The sequence below is a fragment of the Alicyclobacillus sp. SP_1 genome (assembly GCF_024706985.1).
GTDB lineage: Bacteria > Bacillota > Bacilli > Alicyclobacillales > Alicyclobacillaceae > Alicyclobacillus_I.
In genome coordinates this window covers 132688-159007 of the sequence record NZ_JAMCCX010000061.1, presented here as the reverse complement: position 1 = coordinate 159007, position 26320 = coordinate 132688, and the positions used below count along the sequence as shown (strand labels likewise).

General features: G+C 51.9%; 21 protein-coding genes. 6 read left to right on the top strand and 15 right to left on the bottom strand.

From position 1 onward, the window contains the following. Positions 1 to 85 precede the first annotated feature (85 nt). Both M4I36_RS13835 and M4I36_RS13830 read right to left on the bottom strand, forming a co-directional pair. Entirely contained in the window at positions 86 to 1666 is a 1581-nt protein-coding gene (locus M4I36_RS13835; RefSeq protein ID WP_258112337.1) for a GtrA family protein, read from the bottom strand. A 205-nt stretch (positions 1667 to 1871) separates the two neighbouring features. After that, positions 1872 to 3545, bottom strand: a complete 1674-nt coding sequence (locus M4I36_RS13830) for a sodium:solute symporter family protein (RefSeq protein ID WP_258112336.1) — start codon at positions 3543 to 3545, stop codon at positions 1872 to 1874. A 119-nt stretch (positions 3546 to 3664) separates the two neighbouring features. Here M4I36_RS13830 and M4I36_RS13825 point away from each other — a divergent pair, with 119 nt between their 5' ends. Next, entirely contained in the window at positions 3665 to 3886 is a 222-nt protein-coding gene (locus M4I36_RS13825) for a hypothetical protein (RefSeq protein ID WP_258112335.1), read from the top strand. Positions 3887 to 3941: 55 nt separating this feature from the next. On the opposite strand, the gene M4I36_RS13820 is transcribed toward M4I36_RS13825, so the two are convergent. From M4I36_RS13820 to M4I36_RS13790, 7 genes are all read right to left on the bottom strand, one after another. Continuing rightward, a complete protein-coding gene (locus tag M4I36_RS13820; protein WP_258112334.1) occupies positions 3942 to 5150 on the bottom strand; it encodes a Ger(x)C family spore germination protein in 1209 nt (402 codons plus the stop codon). Further along, complete coding sequence (locus M4I36_RS13815) at positions 5147 to 6280, bottom strand: GerAB/ArcD/ProY family transporter (RefSeq protein ID WP_258112333.1); 1134 nt, start codon at positions 6278 to 6280, stop codon at positions 5147 to 5149. Before M4I36_RS13815 ends, M4I36_RS13820 begins: the two co-directional genes overlap by 4 nt. Positions 6281 to 6291: 11 nt before the next feature. Further along, complete coding sequence (locus M4I36_RS13810; protein ID WP_258112332.1) at positions 6292 to 7959, bottom strand: spore germination protein; 1668 nt, start codon at positions 7957 to 7959, stop codon at positions 6292 to 6294. Between the two features lie 637 nt (positions 7960 to 8596). Then, positions 8597 to 9259 carry a peroxiredoxin gene (locus tag M4I36_RS13805; RefSeq protein ID WP_258112331.1) on the bottom strand — a complete coding sequence of 221 codons (663 nt, stop codon included), beginning with the start codon at positions 9257 to 9259 and terminating at the stop codon, positions 8597 to 8599. Between the two features lie 102 nt (positions 9260 to 9361). Continuing rightward, positions 9362 to 9694: a thioredoxin family protein gene (locus tag M4I36_RS13800; protein ID WP_258112330.1), complete on the bottom strand. Its 333-nt coding sequence runs from the start codon at positions 9692 to 9694 to the stop codon at positions 9362 to 9364. Positions 9695 to 9821: 127 nt separating this feature from the next. Continuing rightward, on the bottom strand, positions 9822 to 10718 hold the full coding sequence (locus tag M4I36_RS13795; protein ID WP_258112353.1) for an aldo/keto reductase: 897 nt from the start codon (positions 10716 to 10718) through the stop codon (positions 9822 to 9824). A 365-nt stretch (positions 10719 to 11083) separates the two neighbouring features. Next, complete coding sequence (locus M4I36_RS13790) at positions 11084 to 12370, bottom strand: adenosylhomocysteinase (RefSeq protein WP_258112329.1); 1287 nt, start codon at positions 12368 to 12370, stop codon at positions 11084 to 11086. Positions 12371 to 12629: 259 nt separating this feature from the next. On the opposite strand from M4I36_RS13790, the gene M4I36_RS13785 reads away from it, so the two are divergent. Further along, positions 12630 to 16058, top strand: coding sequence for a pyruvate carboxylase (locus tag M4I36_RS13785; protein WP_258112328.1), 3429 nt, complete (start codon positions 12630 to 12632; stop codon positions 16056 to 16058). Between the two features lie 211 nt (positions 16059 to 16269). Here the strand turns inward: M4I36_RS13785 and M4I36_RS13780 are convergent, their stop codons facing one another. The 3 genes from M4I36_RS13780 to alr form a co-directional block, all read right to left on the bottom strand. Beyond that, positions 16270 to 16620, bottom strand: a complete 351-nt coding sequence (locus tag M4I36_RS13780; RefSeq protein WP_258112327.1) for a type II toxin-antitoxin system PemK/MazF family toxin — start codon at positions 16618 to 16620, stop codon at positions 16270 to 16272. A gap of 4 nt (positions 16621 to 16624) precedes the next feature. Beyond that, on the bottom strand, positions 16625 to 16879 hold the full coding sequence (locus M4I36_RS13775; protein ID WP_258112352.1) for a CopG family ribbon-helix-helix protein: 255 nt from the start codon (positions 16877 to 16879) through the stop codon (positions 16625 to 16627). 124 nt (positions 16880 to 17003) lie between these two features. Further along, positions 17004 to 18236 carry an alanine racemase gene (gene alr / locus M4I36_RS13770; RefSeq protein ID WP_258112326.1) on the bottom strand — a complete coding sequence of 411 codons (1233 nt, stop codon included), beginning with the start codon at positions 18234 to 18236 and terminating at the stop codon, positions 17004 to 17006. A gap of 258 nt (positions 18237 to 18494) precedes the next feature. Here alr and M4I36_RS13765 point away from each other — a divergent pair, with 258 nt between their 5' ends. Further along, positions 18495 to 18941 (top strand): TlpA family protein disulfide reductase, encoded by a 447-nt coding sequence (locus M4I36_RS13765; RefSeq protein WP_258112325.1) that lies wholly within the window; start codon positions 18495 to 18497, stop codon positions 18939 to 18941. 18 nt (positions 18942 to 18959) lie between these two features. Here the strand turns inward: M4I36_RS13765 and M4I36_RS13760 are convergent, their stop codons facing one another. After that, complete coding sequence (locus tag M4I36_RS13760) at positions 18960 to 19607, bottom strand: response regulator transcription factor (protein ID WP_258112324.1); 648 nt, start codon at positions 19605 to 19607, stop codon at positions 18960 to 18962. After that, the gene (locus M4I36_RS13755) at positions 19582 to 21042 is read right to left on the bottom strand and encodes a GAF domain-containing sensor histidine kinase (protein WP_258112323.1); all 1461 of its coding nucleotides are present in this window, start codon (positions 21040 to 21042) and stop codon (positions 19582 to 19584) included. The genes M4I36_RS13760 and M4I36_RS13755 overlap by 26 nt, the downstream gene beginning before the upstream one ends. Positions 21043 to 22051: 1009 nt before the next feature. Between M4I36_RS13755 and M4I36_RS13750 the strand changes: the two genes are divergently transcribed. Next, a complete protein-coding gene (locus tag M4I36_RS13750; RefSeq protein ID WP_258112322.1) occupies positions 22052 to 23422 on the top strand; it encodes a Mu transposase C-terminal domain-containing protein in 1371 nt (456 codons plus the stop codon). Continuing rightward, positions 23419 to 24237 carry an ExeA family protein gene (locus M4I36_RS13745; RefSeq protein WP_258112321.1) on the top strand — a complete coding sequence of 273 codons (819 nt, stop codon included), beginning with the start codon at positions 23419 to 23421 and terminating at the stop codon, positions 24235 to 24237. The genes M4I36_RS13750 and M4I36_RS13745 overlap by 4 nt, the downstream gene beginning before the upstream one ends. A 43-nt stretch (positions 24238 to 24280) precedes the next feature. Here the strand turns inward: M4I36_RS13745 and M4I36_RS13740 are convergent, their stop codons facing one another. Continuing rightward, a complete protein-coding gene (locus tag M4I36_RS13740) occupies positions 24281 to 24601 on the bottom strand; it encodes a hypothetical protein (protein ID WP_258112320.1) in 321 nt (106 codons plus the stop codon). A gap of 224 nt (positions 24602 to 24825) precedes the next feature. Between M4I36_RS13740 and M4I36_RS13735 the strand changes: the two genes are divergently transcribed. Further along, complete coding sequence (locus M4I36_RS13735; protein ID WP_258112319.1) at positions 24826 to 26310, top strand: ATP-binding protein; 1485 nt, start codon at positions 24826 to 24828, stop codon at positions 26308 to 26310. Positions 26311 to 26320: the final 10 nt, after the last annotated feature.

Here is a 26320-nt window from a genome sequence, read left to right as displayed (position 1 = left end):
TCATCGTGCTCTTGCTCCTCTCACAAAGCTTCTTTCTCGGACTTCGCAATGGTGATAGTCCCCTCGCGAAGACAGTGGGCACCTATCAGGCAATCCATATCCCTCGATAAAACACTCCACTTTTCCAGAATAAGACGACAGCGAACAACAAAGCAATGAATGCGCAGAGAGTGACCGAACGGAGAACCTTGCCGACAATTCCGAAAGCAGGAAACAACATCAAGACGTAACGCGGCAAGGAAACCAGATAATCCGGAATATTTACAGAGGGTTCACTCGAAGTGATAAATCCTACGGACAGAACATAGAGAAACCATCCGATATACGCAGCCTGGCGACGCCACAGCATGTAACCTAGAGTAAATCCGACTAGGACCACCACCGCGACAAAGGCGGCTACTTCAAACTGAATGTACTCCTGAGACATGATGGTCGTCTTCGGATGAATGAGAAATTGAACCGTCCGCTCAATGCATATCCACGGAGCAAGATAGTGGCGGTGCCAGTGATGATGTTCCGCATAGAGAAATGGAGTCCACATGCCAAACTGGCGCTTCAATCGATAGCAATATACCACCAGCGTAGCCGCAGGAATTAAAAAATAGACGGCTCGCCAGCTCAACTTTCGCCACCACGTTCTCGTCCAAAATTTCCATCCTAGTTGTTTCTTCTGCACGTAATCAAAAAAGAGTATAAAGCCCAATAGACCCCCGGTATTTCTCGTCAATGTGGCCAAAGCGGTCCAGACGTTTGCCCAAAATAAATGGCCGCGCCGTGATGTATAAACCGCCAATATGGCGAATAGTGTGAAGAGGGATTCCGTGTAAGCCGCATCAAAATAAAATGACGTAGGGTAAAACACGAATAGAAGTCCGCCAGAAATCGCAGCCTTTGCTCCGAGGGATTCGTCTATCCAGAGCAGGAAAAACCAGATGGCCAGAAAAAACGAGATAGCCGAGAGCACGATGGCAGACACGTCGTATCCAATGCCCGTTCCCTCGTGAAACCAACGAATAAACCAAGGATAGAGAGGCCAGAAAGCGGTCTCAGTCAATCGCACATAACCATGCCGAGCAATCTCTAGATACCAGCCTGCGTCCCAATGAATCATGTCAATGACGAAGACGCGGTACCAAGTCCACGCATATTTCGTGTGACTTGCACCGTGAATTTCCCCAGCAGCCACAATGACCCTCTGAGCGACAACCATGGCCAGCGCAATGAAGGCGTAGCGAACCACACGACGCCAATCCGATGGAGATGCGTCGTCAGCAGTGCGCTTTGTAAAAACGTATTTTCGATTCACATAAAAACCGACCAGCGTCGTCGGAATCAGATTCAGCGCTTGAGCCAAGTAAGGAGAGGCTATCACGTGGTGAGAAATCAAGCGCAGACAGCCCTCACTAAAAATGAGTACCCCTACGTTGATCCCGATGAATTTGACCAACTGCCAAGTGTGTTTAGCAGATGTCTGAAAAGTCCATCTGGCATTGAGGACATAGGAAGTTGCCATACCGCAAACATAGCCTGCCGCCAACGCCGCGGCAGAACCCACTCCCAAAAACACCAAAAAACTGAATACCACGTAGGACACTCCGGTATTTAAGACACCGGTGACGCAGTACTTCAGGAAGCGCCGAACACTCGTCGACCACGATTCGGTCACGCCTTACTCGCTCCTTTACCGCAAAGGAATGGGAAATACGCTTACGAGAAGCTAGTATACCGATTGTCCTACCAATTGTCGACGACAGAGTGCGACATAATCTCTCACCAGATGCAGAAGATGCCACGGTTTCCCATGGCATCTTGGGTTGAGGACCGATGGATGGTGGACATGATGCACGAAGCTGCTGCTCCGAGTCACTCGGTCATGCCAGTTGCTCTTCATCCTTACGCGCTGTGCCCGATGGCACGACCGGATCGACCATAGCCTCGACCGTCACATCGCTCATCAGTTGCATTGGGCTGCGCACATCGACAAAGGCCATCGTTGTAAAAAATGCACTGAGCGTCGCCATAAAAGCATCTGCTCCGACCAACGACGACAGCGTGGAATGGAGCAGAATGGGCACAAACCCGAGGAAGACCAGCGTCATGGCGAGCGCAAACCACCCCAACGAACGGCGCTTGCCCATTACGCTGATACATAGATTTCTCCGCTCGACTAGGAGCGTTCCTGCCATCAGTACCATCAGCGACAGTCCCGTTCCGACCCACATGGGATTCAATCCAAAGACGAACTTCGTTGCCGAGAAATCCGTCAGTGCGTTCCAGAGCAGTCCACTGCCAGCACCAGTCACCATGGATGCTACGACAACGCGCGGCCGGACCACTGGCCACAGCAGAAACGTGATGGTCGGGCCGACAATCACCGCATTGCGAAACGTCAGACCAAAAACGTGCCACCAGGCAATTTCCTCTGGTCGGAGCAATGCATAAATGACCATGAGCAGACCCTGGAGAATCAGTGAAAAGCGTGTCAACGTGCGGATCCGCTGCGCAGGCCGAGGTCGTTTCGCGGACGTTAAAAAGTCTAATCCAAACGAAGAAGCGCCAGAGAACATCAGGGGGGCACACCAGATGAGGGCCGATGCAAAGAATCCAAGCGCAACTAAGACGACCGCCCAGTCCGGCGCGATTTCCCGCAAATAAAGAGGGAAGGCCAAGAGTCCACCTTTCATGTGCGGTAAGTAGCCGCGCGCCGCCGTTCCAAACAACGTGGGGATAACCGCAAAAGGAATCAGAACCAGTGCAGACCAGTAGACCGCCTTTTGACCTACGCGAGCTTCGCGCACGGACGCAATGGTTTGAAATTCCGCCTGAGCCGAAACAGAGTTGAGCAAACTCATGACAAACCAGAGAACAATCGTGGCGGATCCGATTCCAAAAATCCCCGAGAAATGTGCAACATGCGCCACGTGCTGGGGGAGAACGGGATGGCCATTCCAACCTGCACGAAAGACAAAAAAAGTCGCCACCAGAAGTCCCACAACAAGAAGCACCAAATTCGCAATTTGGGTATAGGCAAGCGACCAGATGCCGCCAGCCCAGACGTACACAATGACGAGCACAGTCGTGGCAATCAAGACAACAGGCAAGCTCCAGCCCAATGTGGCGTGGAGAAAAGATGCAGCAGACAGTACATTTCCCATGGCGAAGATGGGAAATGTAAGTCCAATGACCAATGCCGAGACATCCCGAGCTCGCTCCCCGTACTGTCGGCCAATCAGATTGGAATTCGTCAGATATCCAATTTTGCGAAAAGGCTTTAAGAGAAAAACGGCGACGAAAACGGACATTGCAATCGTGGATGCTCCAAACCAGACGGCCGACAGTCCGTTCAGATAACCACTGTCAATCTCGACGACGAACATACTCGACCCCCACATGGCGGTCATCAGCAAAAATACGTGCCAAAAGCCGAAGCGACGGCCACCATCCAAATATTGCGACGCACTGCCCGTCTTGCGCCGAGAAATCCGTCCGAGAATTAGCAACAGACCCGTGTAGAGCGTGAGAATCCCGACCATCGCAACTCCCATTCAATAACCACCTTTTCCGATGTTAATTGTTTGTTTTATGAGTATAGACGAAATGAGGTCGCTCATCCAGTACTTTTGCACCCATTCCCTAAAACTTTTGAGAGGACGAACAGGCACTGATGGACTGGACATTGCGTCTCCTCATCTTGACTCACCTTCGAACCGATATTTTGACCTTCATCTTTACAGGGATTTTGATTCACGTCATCGACACACGGAGATACAAAGTAGTTCCGGAATATCGGAGAGAGTTTTTGCTGACAAGAATCATTGCCCGCATCTATATCATCGGCGGTAGCTGTCTGTATGCTTTCTTTCAGTTCTTGCTCTGGTTCACCTGAATCCGAGTGGGACAACCAACGTGTTATGGCCCATGGTCTGCACCCCGCAGGGCGCTCAGGTGATGCTCATCCCAGCACGGCGAATGTACAGTTGACAGTGTACGTGAATCGGAATGGTCGAGAAGACGTCATCCCATTGCTTGTGTTTGGCCACAATGCAGGTATTCCAATAATGCGGTGCATATCCGCGAACATACTCACCATATCCAAAGACGTCGGCGTGCAGAGTCTGCATCTTGTGCGCCAATTTTTCCTGATTTTCTTCGAGGTCTTTAGAAATTTCTCGCTCTACCCCGGGGATAACAGTCGTCAGCGGCTGATGCCCGGTCAATTCTTCAATGTTTCCTTCGACGTAAGAATACACGTCAATCGTTGGTTTGCCGTGAACAAAATGCAATTTGACGACAGCTTTACGGTCTACACCGCGGACAATAGCACTGCGATTTGCCTGCCCCGGCAACGGTACAGAAACGCCAAACCCGGCTTTTCGTTCGCCGGTCATCTCCATGAAGGCGGCTGTCTCGAGTGTATTCAGGGTGCCGACCATCTTTTCTCGACGAAAGATGGCGAGCCCTTTTAAGTCCAACCTCTCCTTGTCTTTGACCGCAACAAACGGCAGTACAGCGTCCTCTCCTTTCGAGGAGGAAGCTGACCAGTAGTTCCCGAGGAACATATTCGGTAGCTTTCCTAATTGCACAGCATGGTCCATCGTTCCAACCAAATACAGCGTTGGCACGCGCTCCAATTTCGACTGCAATTGCATGACCTCTTCGGCCCGGCCGTCAGAAATCATCAACCAAGCCAATCGCCGAATTTCGGCATTGCGACGAAAGAAATCCTGGATGTCATGCACTCCCGGAGACTCAGCTAAATCGCGACTGATGACGATGGCACGCAAATGTCCGAAAAATATACGGTCCGCCAATTTTTGCTGCAACACATTCACCGCATCGTCCACGGTTCGCCCGACCGCGTGAACAACCCAGATGGGTTGATCTTTGCCACCGCCTGACGTTCCTTCTCCCGGTCCAAGAGGAATTCGCCCAGGTATCGCCACTTGAGCAGCAATGTCATATCCATCGACTTCGCTCTTCGCTGCCTTCCCCGTGATAGCAGACGTGACGGGTTCTTTGGCCCGGTCGATCGACATTCCCAAAATCGTCCCTCGGTCTTCAATCTCCAATCGGTCCCAACAGCCCGTCAACTGAGGAAACACCGCACAACATACGACCGCAAAAATCCACCGCTGAAGTTTTGACTTCATGTCGACTTGGCCCTCCTTCGCTTAGAAGACGGCGCGGGATGAGCCCTGCGCAACACATGAAGGACTGCTAAGAGAAATGGATAGCCAAGACTTAAGACCAGACCAGACAAACCGACCGTTTTGATAATGCGGTAGAGATCTACAATGTTGCTCGGCTGTGCAGCAAGTTCGAAGATAATCGGAAACACAGCCAAACTGAGTGCTCGGTGGTCTTGCAGCCGAAAGACATGGCTGAGTGCGTTGATGGCAATGAAGTAGGCCGCGAAAATGGCGCAAAAGACAGCAGTCACCCAGACCGCTAGAAAGATCGGATCGAGCCGTTCAATAAATGCAGCAGGGAGTGCCGCCGTTTTTGCCAGTTCTAGCGTGGGCCAGGTGAGATTTTTGATTTCTTCGAAGCCAAAAACGGATAGCACGGCGAACATGATGATGATGTAGATAGCACCCGCAGAAAACATGCCAATGAGCGTGCTTTTCCACGCGGACTGAATTCGGTACATAAATGGTAACAGCAGACCGACTACCAAATAGTTTTGATACAGTGCCGCAACAATCAACACAGCAATCACGGCATCCCATCCACTCCCTCTGTGAAACATGCCGAGGACTGGCATGATGTTCACTAGCCGTGCGCTTTTCAAGCTGAGCACGACAATGACCAGAGCCGGAAAATAGACCAACGGCATGTAGAACGACAAAATTCTCGCGAACGATCCGATGTCATTACGAGTCGAGACCGTGGCCAACAAAACCATCACCATGATGGTGACGGTGATCGGCGTGTGCTGAAGGACGGAAGTGATGACGACCTCTCCGAACTCTCGACTCGCGAGCGCTGTAAGTTCGAGGAAATAAACACCGAGCACTGCCAGCACGATTCGATTGAAGGTGCGTCCCAGCAGATTGTCCGCATACTCAAAGAGCGTTTGTTCCGGATAGGCATTCCCGAGGTAACACAACACCAAACTGCCGAATGCCATTAGGGCAATGGCAAAGAACGCCGCCATCGGAGCACCCGTATCGACGTACTCCACGACAATCCGTGGAAACGCCAAGATGCCCACGCCAATGATGGCCGTCCCTGTGGTCAAGGTCAGTTGCAAAGAAGTGACAGACTTCGGCTTTTGCATCTACGTTTCTCCTAAGATTTTGAACGATTTTTGGAAGCCGAAACAATGCGGGCCGATGAGGAGGTGGAAGACAGCGCTCGACCTTTTTGGGTCTGAGCCGGATTTTGGTCATTCATTCGCTTCTGGTTTGCCGTATGCAGTTGGCGCGGCCGTTTCCACATCATCCAGACAGGGGCACGAAGCACCGCATCGCGCAGTCCATAACCATCCCCAGGCATGACGGGACTTAGATACGGAACCCCGAAGGATTCGAGCGAGCAGAGGTGATTCGTGATGAGGATGAGTCCTACCATCACCCCGTAAAGACCAAACAAACCAGCCAAAATCATCAGCGGAAAGCGCAGCATGCGGAGTGCGACAGCAGCATTGTAGGCGGGCGTGGCGAACGACCCAATCGTGGTCAATGCGACAATCACGACGGTGATAGGACTGACGAAACCAGCCTGCACGGCTGCTTGGCCAATGACGAGAACGCCCACAATAGACAGTGCCCCACCAATCTGCTGCGGGAGGCGGATGGTCGCCTCCCGCAAGATTTCCATAATCATCTCCAGCCCGAAAATTTCAGCGATGGCCGGAAACGGTACCCCAGCTCGTCCTCCCGCCACCGCGACTGCAAATTTTGTCGGAATCATTTCCGGGTTGAACGAGATGAGGGACACATACAAAGACGGAAAAATCAGCGAAAACAACAGCGCCAGGACGCGAATGCCGCGAATCATGCTGGCCATAAAAAACCTGGTATCATAGTCCTCCGTGGTTTGGTAAAACTGTGTGAACACTGCCGGAACAATGAGGGCAAATGGAGTACCGTCAACAAGAATGACCACTCGGCCCTCCAGCATGGCTGCCACTGCTTTGTCTGGACGCTCTGTGTTCTGTACCTGTGGAAACGGTGAGAATGGGACGTCTTCAATGAACTGTTCAAGATATCCTGCCCCGTAAAGTGCATCGACATCGACCCGTTCCAATCGCTCCTTGACCTCTTTCACCAGGTTCTCATTAGCGATTCCTTTCATGTAGCAATAGACCACATTCGTTGCGGTGACTCTGCCGATTTGAATCAGTTGCAAAGACAAATCACTCGACCTCAGTCGCTTGCGCAAAAGCGACATATTGGTACCAACGGACTCAATGAAACCTTCGCGCGAACCTTGAATGACCTGCTCTGTCTCAGGTTGAGCGATGGTTCGCTCCTTAAATGCTTGTGTACTGAGGCCGATGGCACTGTTCAAACCATCGATGAAGAGCAGAGAGTTCCCCGAGAGTAACCAGTTGGAAGCATCTAAGAAATTCTTTTTCAGCGCAATGTCCGCATACGGAATGCACTGCTGCACGACGATGTCGAGGAGACTGTCGCGACTCTGCTTGCTGCTGTCCATATCCAACATGAGCGCGTGAAGAATTTCATTCATGTCCGCTTTAGAGGACGATCCGTCCAGATAAACTAGCCCACAATGATGCTTTTGACGGCGGACTTGGATGAGGAAGCGACGCACTAGGAGGTCGGCATTGGTGCCAAGAATGCTTTCAAATGCGCCCAAATTCGTTTCTAAGTGATGGGAGAGAACACTCTTTTGTAATTGCATGGATGGAATTTTTTCTTGAAGAGCTTGCCGATTTTTGTTGGAAAGCGCCTCCCGCGGCTTTCGATACTTCAATCGCGAAAAAACATTCATAGCTGTACCACCTATTGGAATTTAATGCTAAATAGTTTTCCCAGCCATGGTCGATGTATACCTTCGCCAGGCTTTGTAAGCACTCCATTTGAAATAGAGGCGCTGCCACTGATATGCACCTACACAATTCAGGGGGCAAAAATCATCTTATAGGAGTGTTAAAGGGGGTGACATCCATGGGAGCATTTGGAGGGTATACTCGTTGGGCGGTCGTGTTCTTGATTATTTTCGTCCTGTTCTTCCTGCTCGTCCCCGCATACCAACAGGTATGCAAAGAAGTTCCTGTCTATTAATCGGACTTGACACCAGTGTTTTGTCCATCAAGGAGGTGTGTCTAGTATGAACGGCGTCTTTGGCGGATACACACAGTGGGCCGTAGTGTTCCTGATTATCTTCGTCTTGTTCTTCCTCTTTGTCCCATACGGAGCCAACTATTGAGCACCGATGGATTGACCGTGAAAAAAAACATCGAGTCGAGGGACCTGTCGTCTCCCGACTCGATGAAATTCGCGGAACTGTGCTGCTACGGTGCGAAATGCATGGACATCGACGCAGCATCCTGAACACCCGTCTCGCGCTCGCGCCTTCCGCGTAGAGACTCTTTCATTCAAATAGCAGGACGCTCTCGCGAGATTTTTCAAATTGTCTTCGTTCGCAAATACCAGCGCTTGTAATCGTATCCCTTAGCTTCTGCTTCTTCCTTGGTCTCCAGAGCAGATGCGGTGGCAGGCGGAGCGACAACCACTGGCTGTCCGGGGGTCCAGTCTGCCGGAGTGGACACTCCGTGTTTGTCAGAAGTCTGAAGCGCATCAACCACTCGCAAAATCTCACTGATATTGCGACCAACGTTCATCGGGTAATAGACCATGGCCCGCAAAATCCCTTTGTCATCGATGATGAAAACGGCTCTAACCGCAGACGTGGTCGACGCCCCGGGCTGAATCATGCCATACATGGACGAGACCTTCATATCCAAATCGGCGATGACCGGGAAGGAGATTTTCTGACCAAATACCGATTCTATGTCGTGAATCCATGCCAAGTGCGCTTGAACACCATCCACGGACAGACCGATGAGTTGCACATTTCTATCGGCGAACTCTGCTTGACGAGAGGCAAATGAACCAAACTCAGTCGAACAAACCGGAGTAAAATCGGCTGGGTGCGAGAATAGCACGACCCATTTTCCAAGAAAGTCCGTGAGCTTGATTTTACCGTGTGTAGTGATAGCTTCGAACACCGGTGCAGGTTCATTCAAACGAGCCAATGACACGGTTGGCGACTGAAGTTCCATGGACATCGTGAATCCCTCCATAACAAAGTTATACCACTGGAATAGTATATATTATTTTTCCCAAAAGTTCCTCCGTTGCACCTTCGTAAGAAAAAATCCGCCTCCGCCTTATACACCAATCTCTGTAAAAACAGCGTCTAGGAAAGTTTCAACTTGCGCCTTGCTTTTCGCATCTCTGCTAAACAAACGTGTTACGAGTTCGCCGTTTTCAAATGCCAAAAATGTAGGGATGCCGCGCACCTCATAGCGCTCAGCAATCTCGGGAACTTCTTCACAGTTCATTCTTGCCAGTTCGAATTTATCGCCGTAGCGCTTCTCCCACTCCGGAAAATACGGCTCTACACGACGGCAGTCCGGACACCATGTAGTATAACATTCGACCACCGTTCGACCCTTCTTTAGAAATTCTACAAACTCGGATTCCGTCTTGATTTCCATCATTCGTTACACAACTCCCCATTTTTTGAATGACGCAGAACTTATACCAACGTCTTGAAAGCGCCAAGTGGATGTTCCCCTAGCGTTTGAAGCACGCTCGATAACTTTTTCAGTTCTCGGGGAAAGTCTCTTAGGTCTGACCTACCCAGTCCGGCTTCGCCACAGCCAGGTACTGTTCACGAATCGCCCGATATTCCTGTTCCGACAGATTTCGTTCGTTCAGCAGCAGTGCATTTTGCTTCCAACGCCCGGGGTTAGAGGTGCCAACAATGGCCACAGACACTCCCGGACAGGACAAAGTGAAACTGAGGGCAGTCGCTACACCCTCCTCCAAATTTCCGTGGAGAAAGTCGTAATCAATTTCGCGCAGGCGTTGCCAGTATACGTGATGATAAGAATTGCTCGGGAGCTCCTTGCTCTTCCATGCCGCATTGGCGATGGGGCGCTTTGCGATAACGCCCATTTGCCGCTCTACTGCCGCTGGCAGCACGTCCTCCAAAACACGCTGGTCAGCGATATTGATGGACGTCTGCAAGGCGTCAAACACACCCATTTCTACGGCTTGCAAGGCGGTATCATGATCACCACTGTATCCAATGAAACGCACCTTGCCTGCCTCTTTCGCCCGGATTAACTCTTCTACCACAGACCCGTCTGCCAAAACTTGCGAAGAGCAGGTATGGAGTTGCATTAAATCAATGTAATCCGTCCGCAGTCTGTGCAGACTACGGTCAATGCTGTCACGAATGGTTTCGCGTGTCCAATCCGCTGAAGGCAGGCCGCTGGCATGGCCACATTTGCTGAACAGATACAACTGTGAGCGGTGGTGTCTTACGGCAGCTCCAATCTTCTCCTCACTGTCCACGTAGCAGGCCGCAGTGTCAACCACGTTGAGGCCTTCATCCATAGCTGCACCGAGCAGTTTATCAACGGTCGCCGAAGACGTGTGCTCGTAACCAATTTCGCTACCACCAAAACCTAAGACCGAGACTTCCATGCCTGTCTTGCCAAACAGTCGGCGCTCCATCATCCGTCCACTCCTCCCGCTTACTGGCACTTCGGCAAGTAAGCCAAAACACAGCATTACAGCACGCACTCAGCTAAGGCCAAGAACGAACGGAGCATCGCAGTGTGCCTGAGCCGTCCTTCTACCAGTCCAAGCAACCAACCAGAGCTTGCTTCGTCCCCATGTTCCGTTACTCCGGTCATGAACCGCCAAGCTCACTCCACCTCCCATTATATAATTAGAGTAACTATCATTCAATAAGAGTTGCATGGAAGTTCATCACGGCATGTCCTATGGCATCTGTACAAGCACTGCGCGAGGCTCGCTAACCATGCCTCATCACGACATTCACAGACCGATGACCAACTCGCTGGTGCGAATCCACATTATTCCCAGCTGGCTTGATAGAGCTTCTGTTCGGGAGTCAACGTATCGATAGCAGTTCCCCACGCAGCTAAACGCATGCTTGCCACCCGGGTATCCAGGTCTAGCGGAATGCTGTGCAGGCCTGGAGCGGGACGATTCGTGATGACGTGGTGAAGTCCGAGCAACTGAAGCGAAAACGTCATGTCCATGACTTCCACTGGATGCCCGTCCGCACAGATGAGATTGACCAAACGCCCTTCTGCCAACAAATATAACGTTCTGCCGTCTCGTAACCGATATGCCTCTACATTCGGGCGAACAATTTCTACGCGCTCCGCTAATTTCGCAAGATCGGGCTTACAAATCTCCACATCGAAGTGACCTGCATTCGCGAGCACTGCTCCGTCTTTCATCACCTCGAAAGCTTCCCCAGCAATGACATCCCGATTTCCTGTAACGGTTATGAAAAAGTCTCCAAGTCGTGCTGCCTCGACGATAGGCATCACCTCAAAGCCGTCCATGATGGCTTCAATCGCTCGAATCGGCTGAACTTCTGTAACAATGACGCGTGCACCCAGGCCTTTAGCTCGCATCGCAACTCCTTTCCCGACAAAACCATAGCCAACCACCACGGCGACACTGCCTGCAATGGACAGGTTGGTCGCGCGAATCACACCTTCCCAAGCCGACTGTCCGGTGCCATAGCGGTTATCAAACAAATGTTTGCAGTAGGCGTCATTGACGGCCATCATCGGGTATGCCAAAGTCCCTTCAGACACCATCGCCTTCAAGCGCACAATCCCCGTGGTCGTCTCTTCACAACCACCCACTATCTCGGCCAACTGCTCCGGATAATGGCGATGCAACACCGTCGTCAAATCCGCGCCATCGTCAATGATGGCCTGTGGATGCTTGGCTATCAAGCGATGCAAATGGTCCGTAAACTCTGCAGGCGTGACTCCTCTTTCAGCAAAGGCGGTAATTCCGCGCTCGACCAAAGCGGCTACCACATCATCCTGTGTCGAAAGCGGATTGCTTGCGACGATGGTAACCTCGGCACCGCCAGCCTGCACCGCGAGCGCAAGGCATGCGGTCTTTGCTTCAATGTGCAGGCAAACACCAATGCGCATGCCTTGAAACGGCAAGTCACGCTCCATGTCTGACATGAGTTGACGAAGAATTGGCATGTGCAAAAACGCCCATTCAATCTTCTGATGGCCGAGCGGTGCCAACCCTATGTCGCGAATGCGCGACTCGCCGAGTGCGTTAGTCAACGTACTAAGTTCTTCTGCGTCCTTGGAATTCATCAAAAAACCTCCACCTATATGATGTGACCGACAACACCACACCCCGCCTCAGTCGAAGCAGGGCGACAAACGGTTTCCAGCGAAAGTACCGAACGTCCCCAACAACACTCGGAAACTAACTGTGTTATAGTATAACTTGCAATCACTCAACACCTGTATCACTGATAGATTCTGACATTTTCATCAGCCTGCGCTCAGACTATTCGCTCACTCCCTCTCAAATGGACATTGGAGGACGAGCAACCCCGGGGTGACCAGCATGCATGCGTTCAAAAAAGTCCTGGTTGCGAACCGCAGCGAAATCGCGATTCGCATCTGTAGAGCCTGCACCGAACTCGGAATTCACACGGTCGCCGTGTATACCGAGGAAGACCAACTCTCTCTGCACCGCTACAAAGCTGATGAAGCTTATCTCATCGGCCAAGGAAAGGGTCCCGTCGAAGCATACTTAGATGTTGACAGCCTCATTCGCGTGGCTCTGGACACGGACTGCGACGCCATTCATCCAGGCTACGGCTTTCTCTCCGAAAGCGAGGACTTAGCACGCGCCTGTGTCCAGTCCGGACTGACTTTCATCGGTCCAAAAGCGCACCATCTGCAGATGTTTGGCGACAAAGTCGCAGCACGTCAGGTCGCCACCGCAGCTGGCGTACCCGTTGTGCCCGGTACTTCGCATCCGGTCGATCTCGCTGAAGCAGAAATCTTCTGTCGAGACATTGGCTATCCGGTGATGTTGAAGGCTGTCAGTGGCGGAGGTGGTCGCGGCATGCGCCTCGTCCACAACCCTGAGGAACTCACCGAAGCCTACGCCCGCGCAGCATCCGAAGCAAAAAGCGCATTCGGGTCTTCAGACGTCTACGTTGAGAAGTACGTGGAAAACCCGAAACACATTGAGGTACAGATTCTCGCCGACCAGCATGGTAACCTCGTCCACCTCTACGAGCGTGACTGCTCCATCCAGCGGCGCCACCAAAAGGTTGTTGAAATTGCTCCTGCCCGCCTTTCCCGAGACGTGTCCGATGCCATCTGCAACGCTGCCGTTCAGTTGATGACACATGCCCAATACCAAAATGCAGGTACCGTCGAGTTTTTGTTACAACCAGATGGCACTTTCTATTTTATCGAAGTTAACCCGAGAATTCAGGTCGAACATACCATAACAGAACTTATTACAGGAATCGATCTCGTTCAAGCCCAAATCCGCATCGCCGAGGGTCATCCGCTCAACTCGCCGGAAATCGGCATTTCGGGCCAAGACAGCATTCAGATTCGCGGCGCGGCCATCCAGTGTCGAGTCACCACAGAAGACCCGTTGAACGGTTTTTTGCCGGACACTGGACGCATAGCGACCTATCGGTCCGCAGCTGGATTTGGCATCCGTTTGGATACGGGCAACGGCTATACTGGCGCCCGGGTACTTCCTCATTATGATTCTCTGCTCGTCAAAGTCTCGGCATTTGCACTCACCTTTGAACAGGCCGCACGAAAAATGTTTCGTGCCCTTCAAGAGTTTCGCATTCGCGGCGTCAAGACCAACATTCCATTTCTCGCGAACGTCGTGCGTCACCCCGTCTTTCTTGCCGGCGAGTGCAGCGTGCATTTCATCGACAGCCATGCCGAACTGTTCTCCTTTCCGCTTCGCCAAGACCGCGCCACTAAGATGCTCTCATACATTTCCGAGGTCACAGTCAATGGCCCCGATGGCGTCGGACCAGAGGCGAAGCCAGACATGGACAGTGCGGAGATTCCGAGCGTGCAGGACCGGAACGATATGACCAGCGGATCGCGCTATGAATGGCAACGACTTGGTACCGAGGCATTTCTTTCGAGCATTCAGGCAGACGGTCGCCTGTGGTTGACCGACACGACGTTTCGAGATGCCCATCAGTCTCTGCTCGCGACACGAGTCCGCACACGCGACTTGCTGACAATTGCCCCATCGACTCGGGACATCGGTCGAAACCTTTTCTCGATGGAAGTCTGGGGCGGCGCGACTTTTGATGCGAGTATGCGGTTTTTGAAGGAAGATCCGTGGGAGCGACTGGCCGCCCTGCGCGAAGCCATTCCGAACATACTGTTTCAGATGCTGTTGCGCGGAGCCAATGCCGTCGGTTACAAAAACTATCCAGACAATGCGGTGCGGGCGTTCACCCGCCAAGCGGCAGAGCTTGGGATGGACGTCTTTCGCATTTTTGACAGCTTGAACTGGCTGCCGAACATGGTCGTCGCGCTCGACGAAGTCCGTCAATGTGGCAAAATTGCCGAAGCTGCCATCTGCTATACGGGAGACATTCTCGACACGGCGCGAACGAAGTACAATCTGACGTATTACGTCGAATTGGCGAAAGAACTGGAACGCGCGGGCGCCCATCTACTCGCCATCAAAGATATGGCTGGATTGCTCAAGCCGATGGCGGCAGTGCGACTTGTGCATGCACTCAAAGAAGCCGTGTCTCTGCCGATTCACCTGCACACACACGACACGAGTGGTAACGGTATTGCCACTTTGCTGATGGCAGCGGAGGCGGGCGTTGACATCGTGGATGTGGCCATCTCCTCGGTTGCCGGAAACACATCCCAGCCGAGTTGGAATGCCTTGGTGGCGGCGCTTAGCGGATCGACCAGAGGGGTTCTCGACTCGCTGGAGGAATTGCAACAATTGTCCAACTACTGGGAAGGCGTTCGGCGATATTACCACAAATATGAGTCCGGATTAATCACGCCCTCGGCGGAGGTTTACGAGCACGAGATGCCGGGTGGACAATATACAAACTTGCGCGAGCAAGCGACGGCGCTTGGGCTGCGAAGCCGGTTTGCGGAGGTCAAAGCGGCCTACCGGGCGGTGAATCGTCTCTTAGGAGACATCGTCAAAGTGACTCCTTCTTCAAAAATGGTGGGCGACTTCGCTATCTTCATGGTACAAAACGGACTCGATGAGAACAATTTAATGGAACGCGCCGAATCCCTTGACTTCCCAGCGTCTGTAGTCGACTTTTTTGAAGGTAAAATGGGGCAGCCCTATGGCGGTTTTCCAAACGACCTGCAGCAAGCTGTCTTACGCGGCCGGGCGCCTCTGACGGGCCGTCCTGGGGAAAGTCTGGACAGCGTGGACTTTGCCCAGGAAGCCAAGACATTGAAAGAGCACATTGGACGCGCGCCGAGCGAATGCGAGGTGCTCTCCTATGTGATGTATCCGCAGGTGACGCTCGACTTCCTCAGACATCGTGGCCAATTTGGAGATTTGTCTACGCTCGATACGTTGACTTTCTTTTACGGGATGAAACCTGGCGAAGAGATACATGTCTCCATAGAGCAGGGGAAGACGCTCATTGTGAAACTATTGTCCGTGGGTGAAATGGATGCGTCCGGATACCGAACCGTCTTTTATGAGTTAAATGGCCAGCCGCGCGACATCCGCGTTCTCGACCGCACGGTACCAGAAAGCGCACAGGCTCGACTGAAGGTGAGCGGATTGCCGGGAGAAGTTGGCGCAAGCATGCCGGGCACTGTGGTCTCTGTCCTCGTCCAGCCAGGCGATGTGGTGGAGCGCGGACAAATTGTGTTGATTACGGAAGCGATGAAGATGGAAGTGCAACTAGGAGCGACGAAGTCCGGCACGGTGGCCGAGTTGCACTGCAAAGCCGGAGACACGGTGGAACCTCAGGACTTATTGTTGACCATCGTTTGATAGTCTCACTTCCCTAGAAGGGGATTCGACGGACCGCTCACCCATGCTTTTCAGCAAGGAACAAGAAGACTCAAAGAAGGAGCCCACCCTGAGACGTGAGGCTCCTTCTGCACATAGACCCGTGGATAAGTGGCGATGGTAATCCATGGTCACACTTTCAACATGTCACGCAACTCCGCTACGCACTGACTGCGGTGTCGGCTCAGAAGCTTTAAAAATCCACCAGTCCGAGAGATATTAAAAGACCTTCATGAACGCGTTTCATCATCTTTTCGTCTAAATGAGTAATTCGGTCGGTAAGCCGCTGCTTGTCAATCGTGCGAACCTGCTCTAAGAGGATGACCGAATCTCTGTCGAGACCATATGGCTCGGCTGGCAACTCTACGTGCGTAGGCAGTTTTGCTTTCTGAATTTGCGCCGTGATGGCAGCGACAATGACGGTGGGACTAAACCGATTGCCGATATCATTTTGAATTATTAAAACCGGTCGGAAACCGCCTTGCTCAGACCCGACGACCGGCGACAAATCGGCAAAAAAAATGTCCCCTCGCTTCACATTCACGCTGTCACACCCCGCTAACCAGACGCTCCACTGTTCCTCCCGCCTCCTGCTCCAACGGGAACGCTTCTGACGCAATACGCAAGTTCAATCGCGCCATCTCCTGATACCCTTGCTGCATCATTGTACGTATTTCGAGCTTGTGCTGTTCCTGAACATAAAAATTTAGTGCTTCGCGGACTACTTCACTCCGGCTTTCCCGCTCCCGTTCTGCCACACCGTCCACTTCCTCCAAAAGTTGCTCTGGAACATAGACTACCATGCGCTTCTTGTCGGACACGCGCGGCACCTCCACAACACTCCCTGACCAAGTATGCCTCCCCCATTATAACGATTGTAGAGGTTCATTACCAACTACAAAATGGCCATAACGAGTCTGTACTTCCCTATGAGAAACGGCGCTCCGGAGTCAGAGGCACGTAAAAACGCACCACTCGGGGAGATACGGCACAGAGAAGTTCGTAGGAAATAGTGCCCGCCAGTTTGGCCACGCGGTCCAAGGACACCTCTCCAATCCGATCCGTTCTGCAAAACGTCTGCACAATCCACTCGGCGCGCTGTGCTTCTTTGCACTTGGCAATGTTGCCGCCGTCCCATGAAGACGGCGAGTACCTTCCAAACAGCGTCACGACGTCTCCCACCTCTACCCCTTCAACATCTGTGACGTCGATCATCAGTTGGTCCATGCACACCCGGCCGACGACGGGCACCTCTACGCCTTTGACGGCGGTAATGCCCGAGTTCGAGAGAGAGCGAAAATATCCATCCGCGTAGCCAATCGGCACAGTGGCCACACGCATCCTGCGCGGTGCGACAAACGTGGCACCGTAGCTCACCGTTTCTCCAGCATCCAATGTGGCAACGCGCGTAATGACGCTGTACAAATGCATCACCGGGCGAAGCGGCAATTGGAGTGGCCACTCTGAGTTGGGGGAATAGCCGTAGGCGCCAATTCCAATTCGCACCATTTGGTATCGCCAGTCGGAATGATAGAGCGCTCCGGCCGTATTGCTCGCATGGACAATGGGCACCTGGATGCCAGCTTCCGTCAACGACGCCAAGGCGTGCTCAAAGCGCGCAATTTGACCCTGCGCGTGGCGACCATCCGGGTCATCCGCAGATGCCAAGTGAGTGTACACCCCGACCAATCGAAGGTCCGGTCGAGCGACGACCGCCTTTGCGGTTGCAATCAACTCTTCGGCCGTGCGCAGGCCAAGGCGCCCCATTCCTGTGTCTAACTTGAGATGCACGACGAGAGGCTTCGGCATGGTTGGAAGGTTTTCTATTTCTTCTGGCGAACCACTCAGGGTGACAGCGATGTCGGCCATGGAAGCTGCTACCGCACCATCGGCGTTGATAGCTCCGAGAACCAACAGGGAAAGAGGCGACTTGGCGCGGCGGATTTCCAACGCCTCCTCTACAGATGCCAAGCCAAGAGCTTCTGCACCTCCATGCACAACAGCGCGGGCCACTGGCACAGCTCCATGGCCGTAGCCATTGGCTTTCGCCGCTACCAAAACCGCTACATCGGGACCCAGTGCATCGCGAATGGTGGCCACGTTGCTTGCAAGCCTTGGCAAATCGACGACTGCAAACGTATAGCGATACAGTTTGATCACCCCTTCGACTCGTTCGAACTGTCGAAAGTATAATATGAATAAGCCTGCTTCGACACCAGGGTTGTTTCGATTCTACAGGAGGTGTGCGTTACGAAAAAGTCTAACCTTGCGAAATTCGCCGCGCTGACCGTTGCCACTCTCTGCTTATGGGTGACAGGGTGCGGAACGTCCACCCCAACGCCAAATCCAGTCTCCCCCAGCCACATTGCGAAAACAGCCCATTTCGTGAGTCTCTTGACAGAGGATAAAGTTCACCCCATGTCTGCCTTCAACGCTGGTCCCGTGACCCATCCCAACGCCGAGGAACACATTCGCGTAGAAACGACCGCCGGAACATGGGTGACTCTCAATGCAAAAAATCATCCCGTTTTGTTTGCCGCCTATTGGTGCCCACATTGCCAGCGGACATTGGTCCTTCTTCAGAAGCACATAGCCGACACACCCGGCTGGCCTACCGTCGTCTACGTGGGCTATCCAGATGGATTCCCTCTGAAAACAGCGGTACGCATTGAGCATGAGGAAAAGAAAGCGTTCCACTTGACCTACACCCATGTTTATTATTTGATTGGATCCGCTGACCAAACCTACATCCACGGCTTCCCTTATCTCGTCTTCAACCGTCGAGGAACACTGCTTTCTCTGTTCGGCGAACACACTTTTCCTGTGTGGAAAAAAGCCCTGGACGACGCGGCGAAAAATCGATGAAAAAGTCACTCAATTTTCTTAACGCGCGTTGTCTGTGGACTCTGGAACCAATCCCAAACGAATTGCCGAAAGAATGGCCTGCGACCGGCTGCGGACGTTGAGTTTGCGAAAAATATTGCTGACGTGAAGTTTCACGGTTGTTTCAGAAATATAGAGCAGGGAAGCAATCTCGCGATTCGAAAGTCCTTCGATGAGACGGGACAAGACTTCTAATTCTCTGTGAGACAATCGTTCGGGAGCAGGTGCCCTCTGTGCCTCGCAAAATTTTTCCGACAAATTAGCATGCAAAACGGTACTTCCGCCCACTGCCACATCGCGAATGGCCGCAACGACTTGCGTCACTGGAGCATCCTTCAAGAGATACCCCCGAGCACCGGCGCGAATAGCGCGAAACAAATATTCATCTTCGTGATACATCGTCAACATCAAGACGTTGACTGTCGGACAGAGTTCGGTAATTCGCTGGGTCACTTCTATCCCATTCATCCCCGGAACATTGATGTCCATGAGGACCACGTCCGGTTGCTCGCGAAGCACCATTTCAAGCGCACTGAGCCCATCGCCACATTCACCAACCACCTCCAGCTCGCTGTCTGCCTGCAGTAAAGCAGAGAGTCCCTGGCGTAAAATAGCGTGATCGTCACAGAGAAGCAACCGTATCGTCATATCTGTTGTCCTCCTTTATCCACGGTAATTCTGCCAAGATGGTGGTTCCCTGACCAACCTTGGTGAGAAATTCAAGAGTTCCTCCAAGAGACGCAGCAATAGTGTGGACATTCTCTATGCCGAATGATTTATCCGACGCCGAGCGCAACGCCATTTGTCCAAATTCGAATCCTACTCCGTCGTCTCGAATGGACAATGACAAGCCCTCTTCCGTCTGAGTCAGTTCTACGATGAGCATGGAAGCCTGCGCGTGCTTGACGACGTTACGCACACCCTCTAATACGATTTCGTAGACTGCTCGAGCAACTTGCGGGTCACATTCTTGATCGATTTTCGCATAGAAAGAGACATTCAAATTTGAACCAACTGTCACATCATCCATCAGAGCCTCCAACGCGCGAACTAGCCCTACTTCTTCATACGGATGAGGGCGCAAGGAGTAGATGGACTCTCTGACGGTCGTCGTGATGCTGGCCAAAGTGTTGCGTAAATTTTGAAGAGATTGCTGCAGCGGGGTGTCCGCCAGCCGCTTCATCATCTCGACCTGCAAAATGGCAGCAGCTAAATCTTGGGCGAGACCGTCATGAATCTCTCGTGCCATGCGATTGCGCTCCTCTAGAAGCAATCTTCTGTCGCGCTCTTGACGAAATAAGGCATTTTTCATCGCGGCACCAGCATGGGAAGTGAAAATCGACATGAGCCTTTCATCTTGATGATGAAACCCCCATGTATTGGTCTTACCAAGTGACAACACCCCGACAACTTGCGTGTCTACAATAATGGGCGATACAAATAGAGAAGCAACCTCCGCATTCACCTCTAAAGGGCAAAAACGGTCATCGCGATGGACATCGTGAGAAATTATGCAACGTTGCTCTTCGACAGCTACATTCACCAAACCTTTACCAGGCGGCAAAACTACCCGTCGACCCTCTCTAAACCCCTCTAGTTTCCCGCCATCGATACACTGATAGATGGTGCCCCATGGACTGTGAAACAGCCGCTTAGCCGCCGTGACTATCTGCTCTAGAACCATATCGAGTTCCTGCATCTGATTGAGCGTCTGAGAGACGGCGAAAACGGACTCAAGCCCGGATTTGGCTTGCATAAGACGGACGATGAGACTGGAAACGATAGAGATTGCAGGCAACGGGAGAAAGAAAAAGAATGTCCCTAAACTTCCGGAACTCGTGTTGTTCGGATTGCGCGCCAGCCAAAGCATCGTCCCGTCATAGATTAGGGCAATCAAGACATCGACACCCATAGCGCGAAAACTTGCCATCAGGCTCTTTGTCCATCGCGCACTAGGTCTCCAAATCGCCAGAATGACAAAGTTTAAAAACGATGAATACACCACCAGAGAAACAAGCAATTCCACAAATAATTGTTCAAAAGGACGGTTCGACCAAATCAAGCTTTGGCGAACTGATATCATCGACCACCCCGCCAGATATATGGCAATACATCGTGTGGACACATTATAGAGAACGGTTTCATAAGGTTTGCGACGAACCAGTTGCACCGCTAGTAAGAAGAGGACATCGCATACTGTAGCTGCTCACACTGTTTGTCGGTGGATGGGCGGTTTTTTATTATCCGTTTTGACGAAGGATTTTGTCAATGATTGTCGTATGCAGATCATAGTTGAAACGACAACCATATGCGGGAGGGTTACGGCATAAAAGAAGAGAGACCTCAAGGTTTGCCGCCTAGTCTCTCTTCTTCCCACAAGGTCGTGCTTACGCACGCCTTAATATGCCTACATAATACATGGAACTGTTCCCAAATGTCCATTCCTACCTGGAGTTTTGTGAGCATCCGGATCTATCAAAAATACGTCCACAGGCGTGTACAGGTTGTGGGAGGCCGCATCCCTTAAGCAAGCACGACCGGTTCGAACGGGATGTATGCTGTGGCCAGCATAGATACCACATTACCTTGTTCCGGTTCAGGTGTGAAGCCTGCGGTAAAACCGTCACCGTATATCCACCTTTCATTGGGCGTTACCAGCGCTGTATATGGGATCTGCAAGAAGATGTATTGCTTGAACATGAAAATGGGAAATCGTTGGAGCAGGCGGGAGAAGCTGTCCCCTACCCCTCTGGGCCTGTTTCCTCCAAAACCGTTTGGCGATGGTATAAACGGTGGAAGGCGTGGATGGATTCGATGGAGTCCGGATTCTGGCAGTGTGTCCTCGTCGCCAAACCCACCTTGGAGATACCGCGTGGAAGAGACCGTCCTGCGAAGCCGATCGCGCTTTGGAAACACATCTGGCGCGAATCCTTGCCAATGGGAGTGAGCGTTGGACTATTTCAGGGTCTATTCCGTCTACGTCACTCAAGCGAACATTTTGCAAACTGAAATTCCCCACAAAATGTGTCTATGGAGCCTTCCCCCGATTCCTATGAAAATGGGTTCATAGCCCAAAAAAGAGGAGGAGCCCGATGACACAGGGGTCAAGAGAACAAATCGCCAGCTTTCGGTACAGCCTTATCGCTCCCGTGGTGAGTCGGCAGACACCGCTGACGCCAGGAGAGCTTGGGGCATTTCTGCGTGAGGTGAGCTCACGGGAGTACGATATTCCTGGCAGCACAAGCCGGCGTGTAAGTGTACGAAGTCTGGAGCGTTATCTCGCACAGTACCGAAAGGGTGGCTACGAGGCATTAATACCCAAGGTACGTCATGACACGGGCAACATGCGTTTACCCGAAACAGTCTTTTTGAGGGCTGCAGAACTACGGGCTGAGCGCCCAGAACGTAGCGTTGAGCAGATCATCCTGCTGCTCGAAGCGGAAGGTGTGGCTGAACCCGAAACTGTTGCGGTGAGCACGCTGGCTAGGCATCTTCGTCAGGCCGGACTGAGTCGCCGAGAGTTATTGATTACACCACAGAACAAAGGGACATTTCGCCGATTTGAAGCCGAGGACGTGCACGTGATGTGGCAGGCGGATTTTCAGCACACGCTATACTTACCCGACCCAGACAACCTTGGTAAACGGAAAAAGGCGATTCTATTCGCAATTTTGGATGATCATAGCCGCTTGATTGTCCACGGACAGTTCTACTGGGATGAGAAGATGCCTCGGATGGAGGACAGTCTCAAGAAGGCAATCCTACGCCACGGTCTTCCCGAGCAGCTGTATGTGGACAATGGTGCTGTTTTTGCCTCTGACCACCTGAAACGTATTTGTGGCCGTGTGGGGATTCATCTGTCCCACAGTACCGTTCGTCGACCGGCTGGACGTGGGAAAATTGAGAGGCTATTTCGTTTCATTGACACGAGTTTTGTTCCTGAAGCGTACCAAGCCATTGATTCAGGCTATATAGAGACTTTGGACGACCTAAACGATGCCTTCCAGACCTGGGTCAACGGTTATTACCATGAACGCAAGCATGGCAGCACTGGAATGTCTCCTAAGCAACGGGCCACACAAACCGCACGCAGGCCACGGAGAATATCCGAACAAGAGTTGCATGAAATCTTCTACTGGCAGGAGGAGCGAAAAGCCGATAAGGCAGGATGCGTTTCGCTTCAGGGGAATCTGTTTCAGGTGGACGACGAGCTGGCCAACAAGAAGATACAGCTGCGTTATGATCCATTTGACCTTACCACAATACAGGTCTGGTACAGCGAGACACGGTACGCGGATGCCACGCCCGTAGATCTCACCCGTCGCTATGACCGCCGGGTACAACATGAGACAGAGACTAGTGCACCACCGGCACCAGGAATCTCAATGTTTGAAGCGCTCAAGCAGAAACAAAAGGCCAAGGCTGAAGGACTCAGTTTTGCCGAAAGTGGTGACGTACAATGACACCAATGGAGCGATGGAATTGGCAGTCCATCCCGTTCCGACGGGATGCCACGGGCGAAGCACTCTATGATTCTGCAGCACACCGGGAAGCGATCGCTCGTCTCATGTACGTTGTGGAAAACCAGGCCTTTGGGCTGCTGACTGGTGAGGTAGGCAGTGGCAAAACGACGCTCATTCGCAGGCTCATCACTGGACTGGATGAAATGAAATACTTGCCGATTTACCTGTGCCAGTTGGGACTGAAACCCAAAGACTTCTACGGTGAATTACTGAGCCATCTCGGTGAAACGATGCCGTTTGGATTAAGCAAGGCAAGAAAGTTGTGGAGTGACCGCCTCCAAAGCCAAGGCGAACCGTCTGGGCGACGGTGGGTTGTGGTGATTGATGAAGCGCAAGACATGGCTGAGGAAATGATTCAGGAGCTTCGATTCGTGCGCAACCAGCACATGGACTCAACCTCTCCGTTTCCGCTGATTCTAGTTGGACAACCGGAGATTCGGAGAAACCTACGCTTGAAGAAATATGAGGCCATTTCTCAGCGGATTGACATGGCCTACCACTTGACAGGCATGACTCGAGAGGAAACAGCTCAGTACATTCGACACCAAATGAAGCAAACTGGGACCAACATACCCGTTTTCACGGATGGAGCCATCCAGATGATTTACACTGCCAGCCGAGGTACCCCGCGTGTGGTAAACCAAATGTGTACACAGGCGTTGTATGATGCGGCGGCTCGAGACAGCGAAGCGATTGATGAGGGGCACGCTCAGAGGGTTCTCACAGACCAAGAGTGGCAACGCGGGACAGCTTAACATTGATTGACGGACGAACAACCCGTACCATGGCAGATTGACGTTACAGCCGCTCCGCCACTGGCGGTGAACCAATCACCGACAAACAGTGTGAGCGGCTACAGCATACGACAGTCACTTGAAAACCAAAAACCAGAAAGAACCCAAACAAGAGGGGAAAGGCCAACGAATAATGGACTCGACCAAAATTTATCGTGAAGTACTCCAGAGCGACTAGAAGAATGGACAGCAGGACCAACGACTTGACATGAGAAAGGCTCGCCCCGCGTAAGGCCAAGATAAAGCACATCAGGCCGAGCAACCCAAACCCATGAGTCATCCAGTTTCGGGCCTGAAAGTTCTGAATTCCCCGCAACCAACTCACCCATCTTCCCTCGCTGTTCCAATTAAAGTATCAGCTCAATCTAAAAAAAATTTTCACTTCCAAGGCAATATTTTTAATAGCGCAGGTGATTCATTGTCTATATTTTATCAAAGTTGCACAGTAGAGATGACATATTTCAATATTTACTTATAATTAACTTTGGACAATCCGCCAAGATACGACAAATTTCAGCAAAGACCATGCCACACAAGACAAGCTCAGATATGACACAATGGCGAGGACGCGTGATTTCGTTGGCCGATGACACCTGGAACTACCGAGATGAACATTTCATCAAATTGTTGATTGAGCAAAACCCTGACGGCATCTGTTCCATCGATTCCACAGGTCTGCTCATTCGTACCAATCCTGCACTGTGCACGTTGACCGGGCGAACACAGCAGGAACTCATAGGCACGCATTGCTTTAGCTTCATTGCCCCAGAGAATTTACGCAATGTCTGGAAGGCGATTGAGGACGTGATGGACGGACAAAAGACGACCACCGTGTCGACTTTTGTCCGTCACAAGTCCGGGAGTAAATTCAAAGCGACCGTGTCTATCTCGCCTCTCTGTTCGCAAAGTGGCGTTATTGGCTGCTATTTAGTCATGAAAGACTGTTCAAAAGAACAAGACACCGAAGAACTGCTACAGACAACGCAAAAAATCCTCGTCTATGCGCAACAAATCGCCCATCTGGGCAGTTGGGAACTGAATCCGCGAACACAGATCGCCATTTGTTCAGAGGAGATCTTCCGGATTTTTGGGCTTCCCTACACTGGATATCTGCCGATTATAAAAATTTTAGATCATATACATCCCGATGACCGCGAGCCAATGGAGCAACAGATGATCGACCTGTTGCACGGCCAGCCGTACGACGTAGAGTGTCGCATTGTTCGTCCGAGTGGAGAAATACGGCACATTCACGCCAGGCGCCAGACGATGAGCGAAGGAAAACACAAACGGATTGTCGGCACCATTCAGGACATGACGGACAACAAGCGCGTTCAGGAAGCCTTGATGCAAAGTGAAAAGCTGGCCCTGGTCGGACAATTGGCGGCAGGCATCGCTCACGAGATTCGCAATCCACTGACCTCGTTAAAAGGATTCCTGAATTTTATGGCGAAAGGTCATTTTGAAGACCATTACATGGACATCATGCAGAGCGAGTTGACGCGCATTGAGGCGGTCACGAGTGAACTACTCGTGCTCGCACGTCCACATCCTGTGCAGTTTCAAACGATTGACCTATACGAGCACTTGAGCAAAGTCGTAGAACTGCTGCAGCCGCAATCCATGATGAGAGATGTCTCCGTCGTGTTGCAGGAATGCGACCAGCAGGTCCACGTAGAATGCGACCCTTCGCAGTTGCAGCAAGTACTCATCAATGTGGTCAAGAATGCCATAGAAGCTTCCGCGTCTGGGTACCAAGTGCGGCTGTCGATAGACACTTCCCACACAGAGCACGTATCGGTACGCATTGCAGATACCGGGCAAGGTATTCCAGCGGAGCATTTGAACAAGCTGGGTACCCCATTTTTCACCACGAAGGACAAAGGAACTGGTCTGGGACTGATGGTGAGCAAGAAAATCATTCAAAGTCACGGAGGTGACTTGACCGTGGCGAGCGAACTGAATAAAGGTACGGTAGTCACCCTGACGCTGCCGCGACGGCAGCACAGTCCAGGCCCGCGAAGCGTAGAATAACTCATCCCTG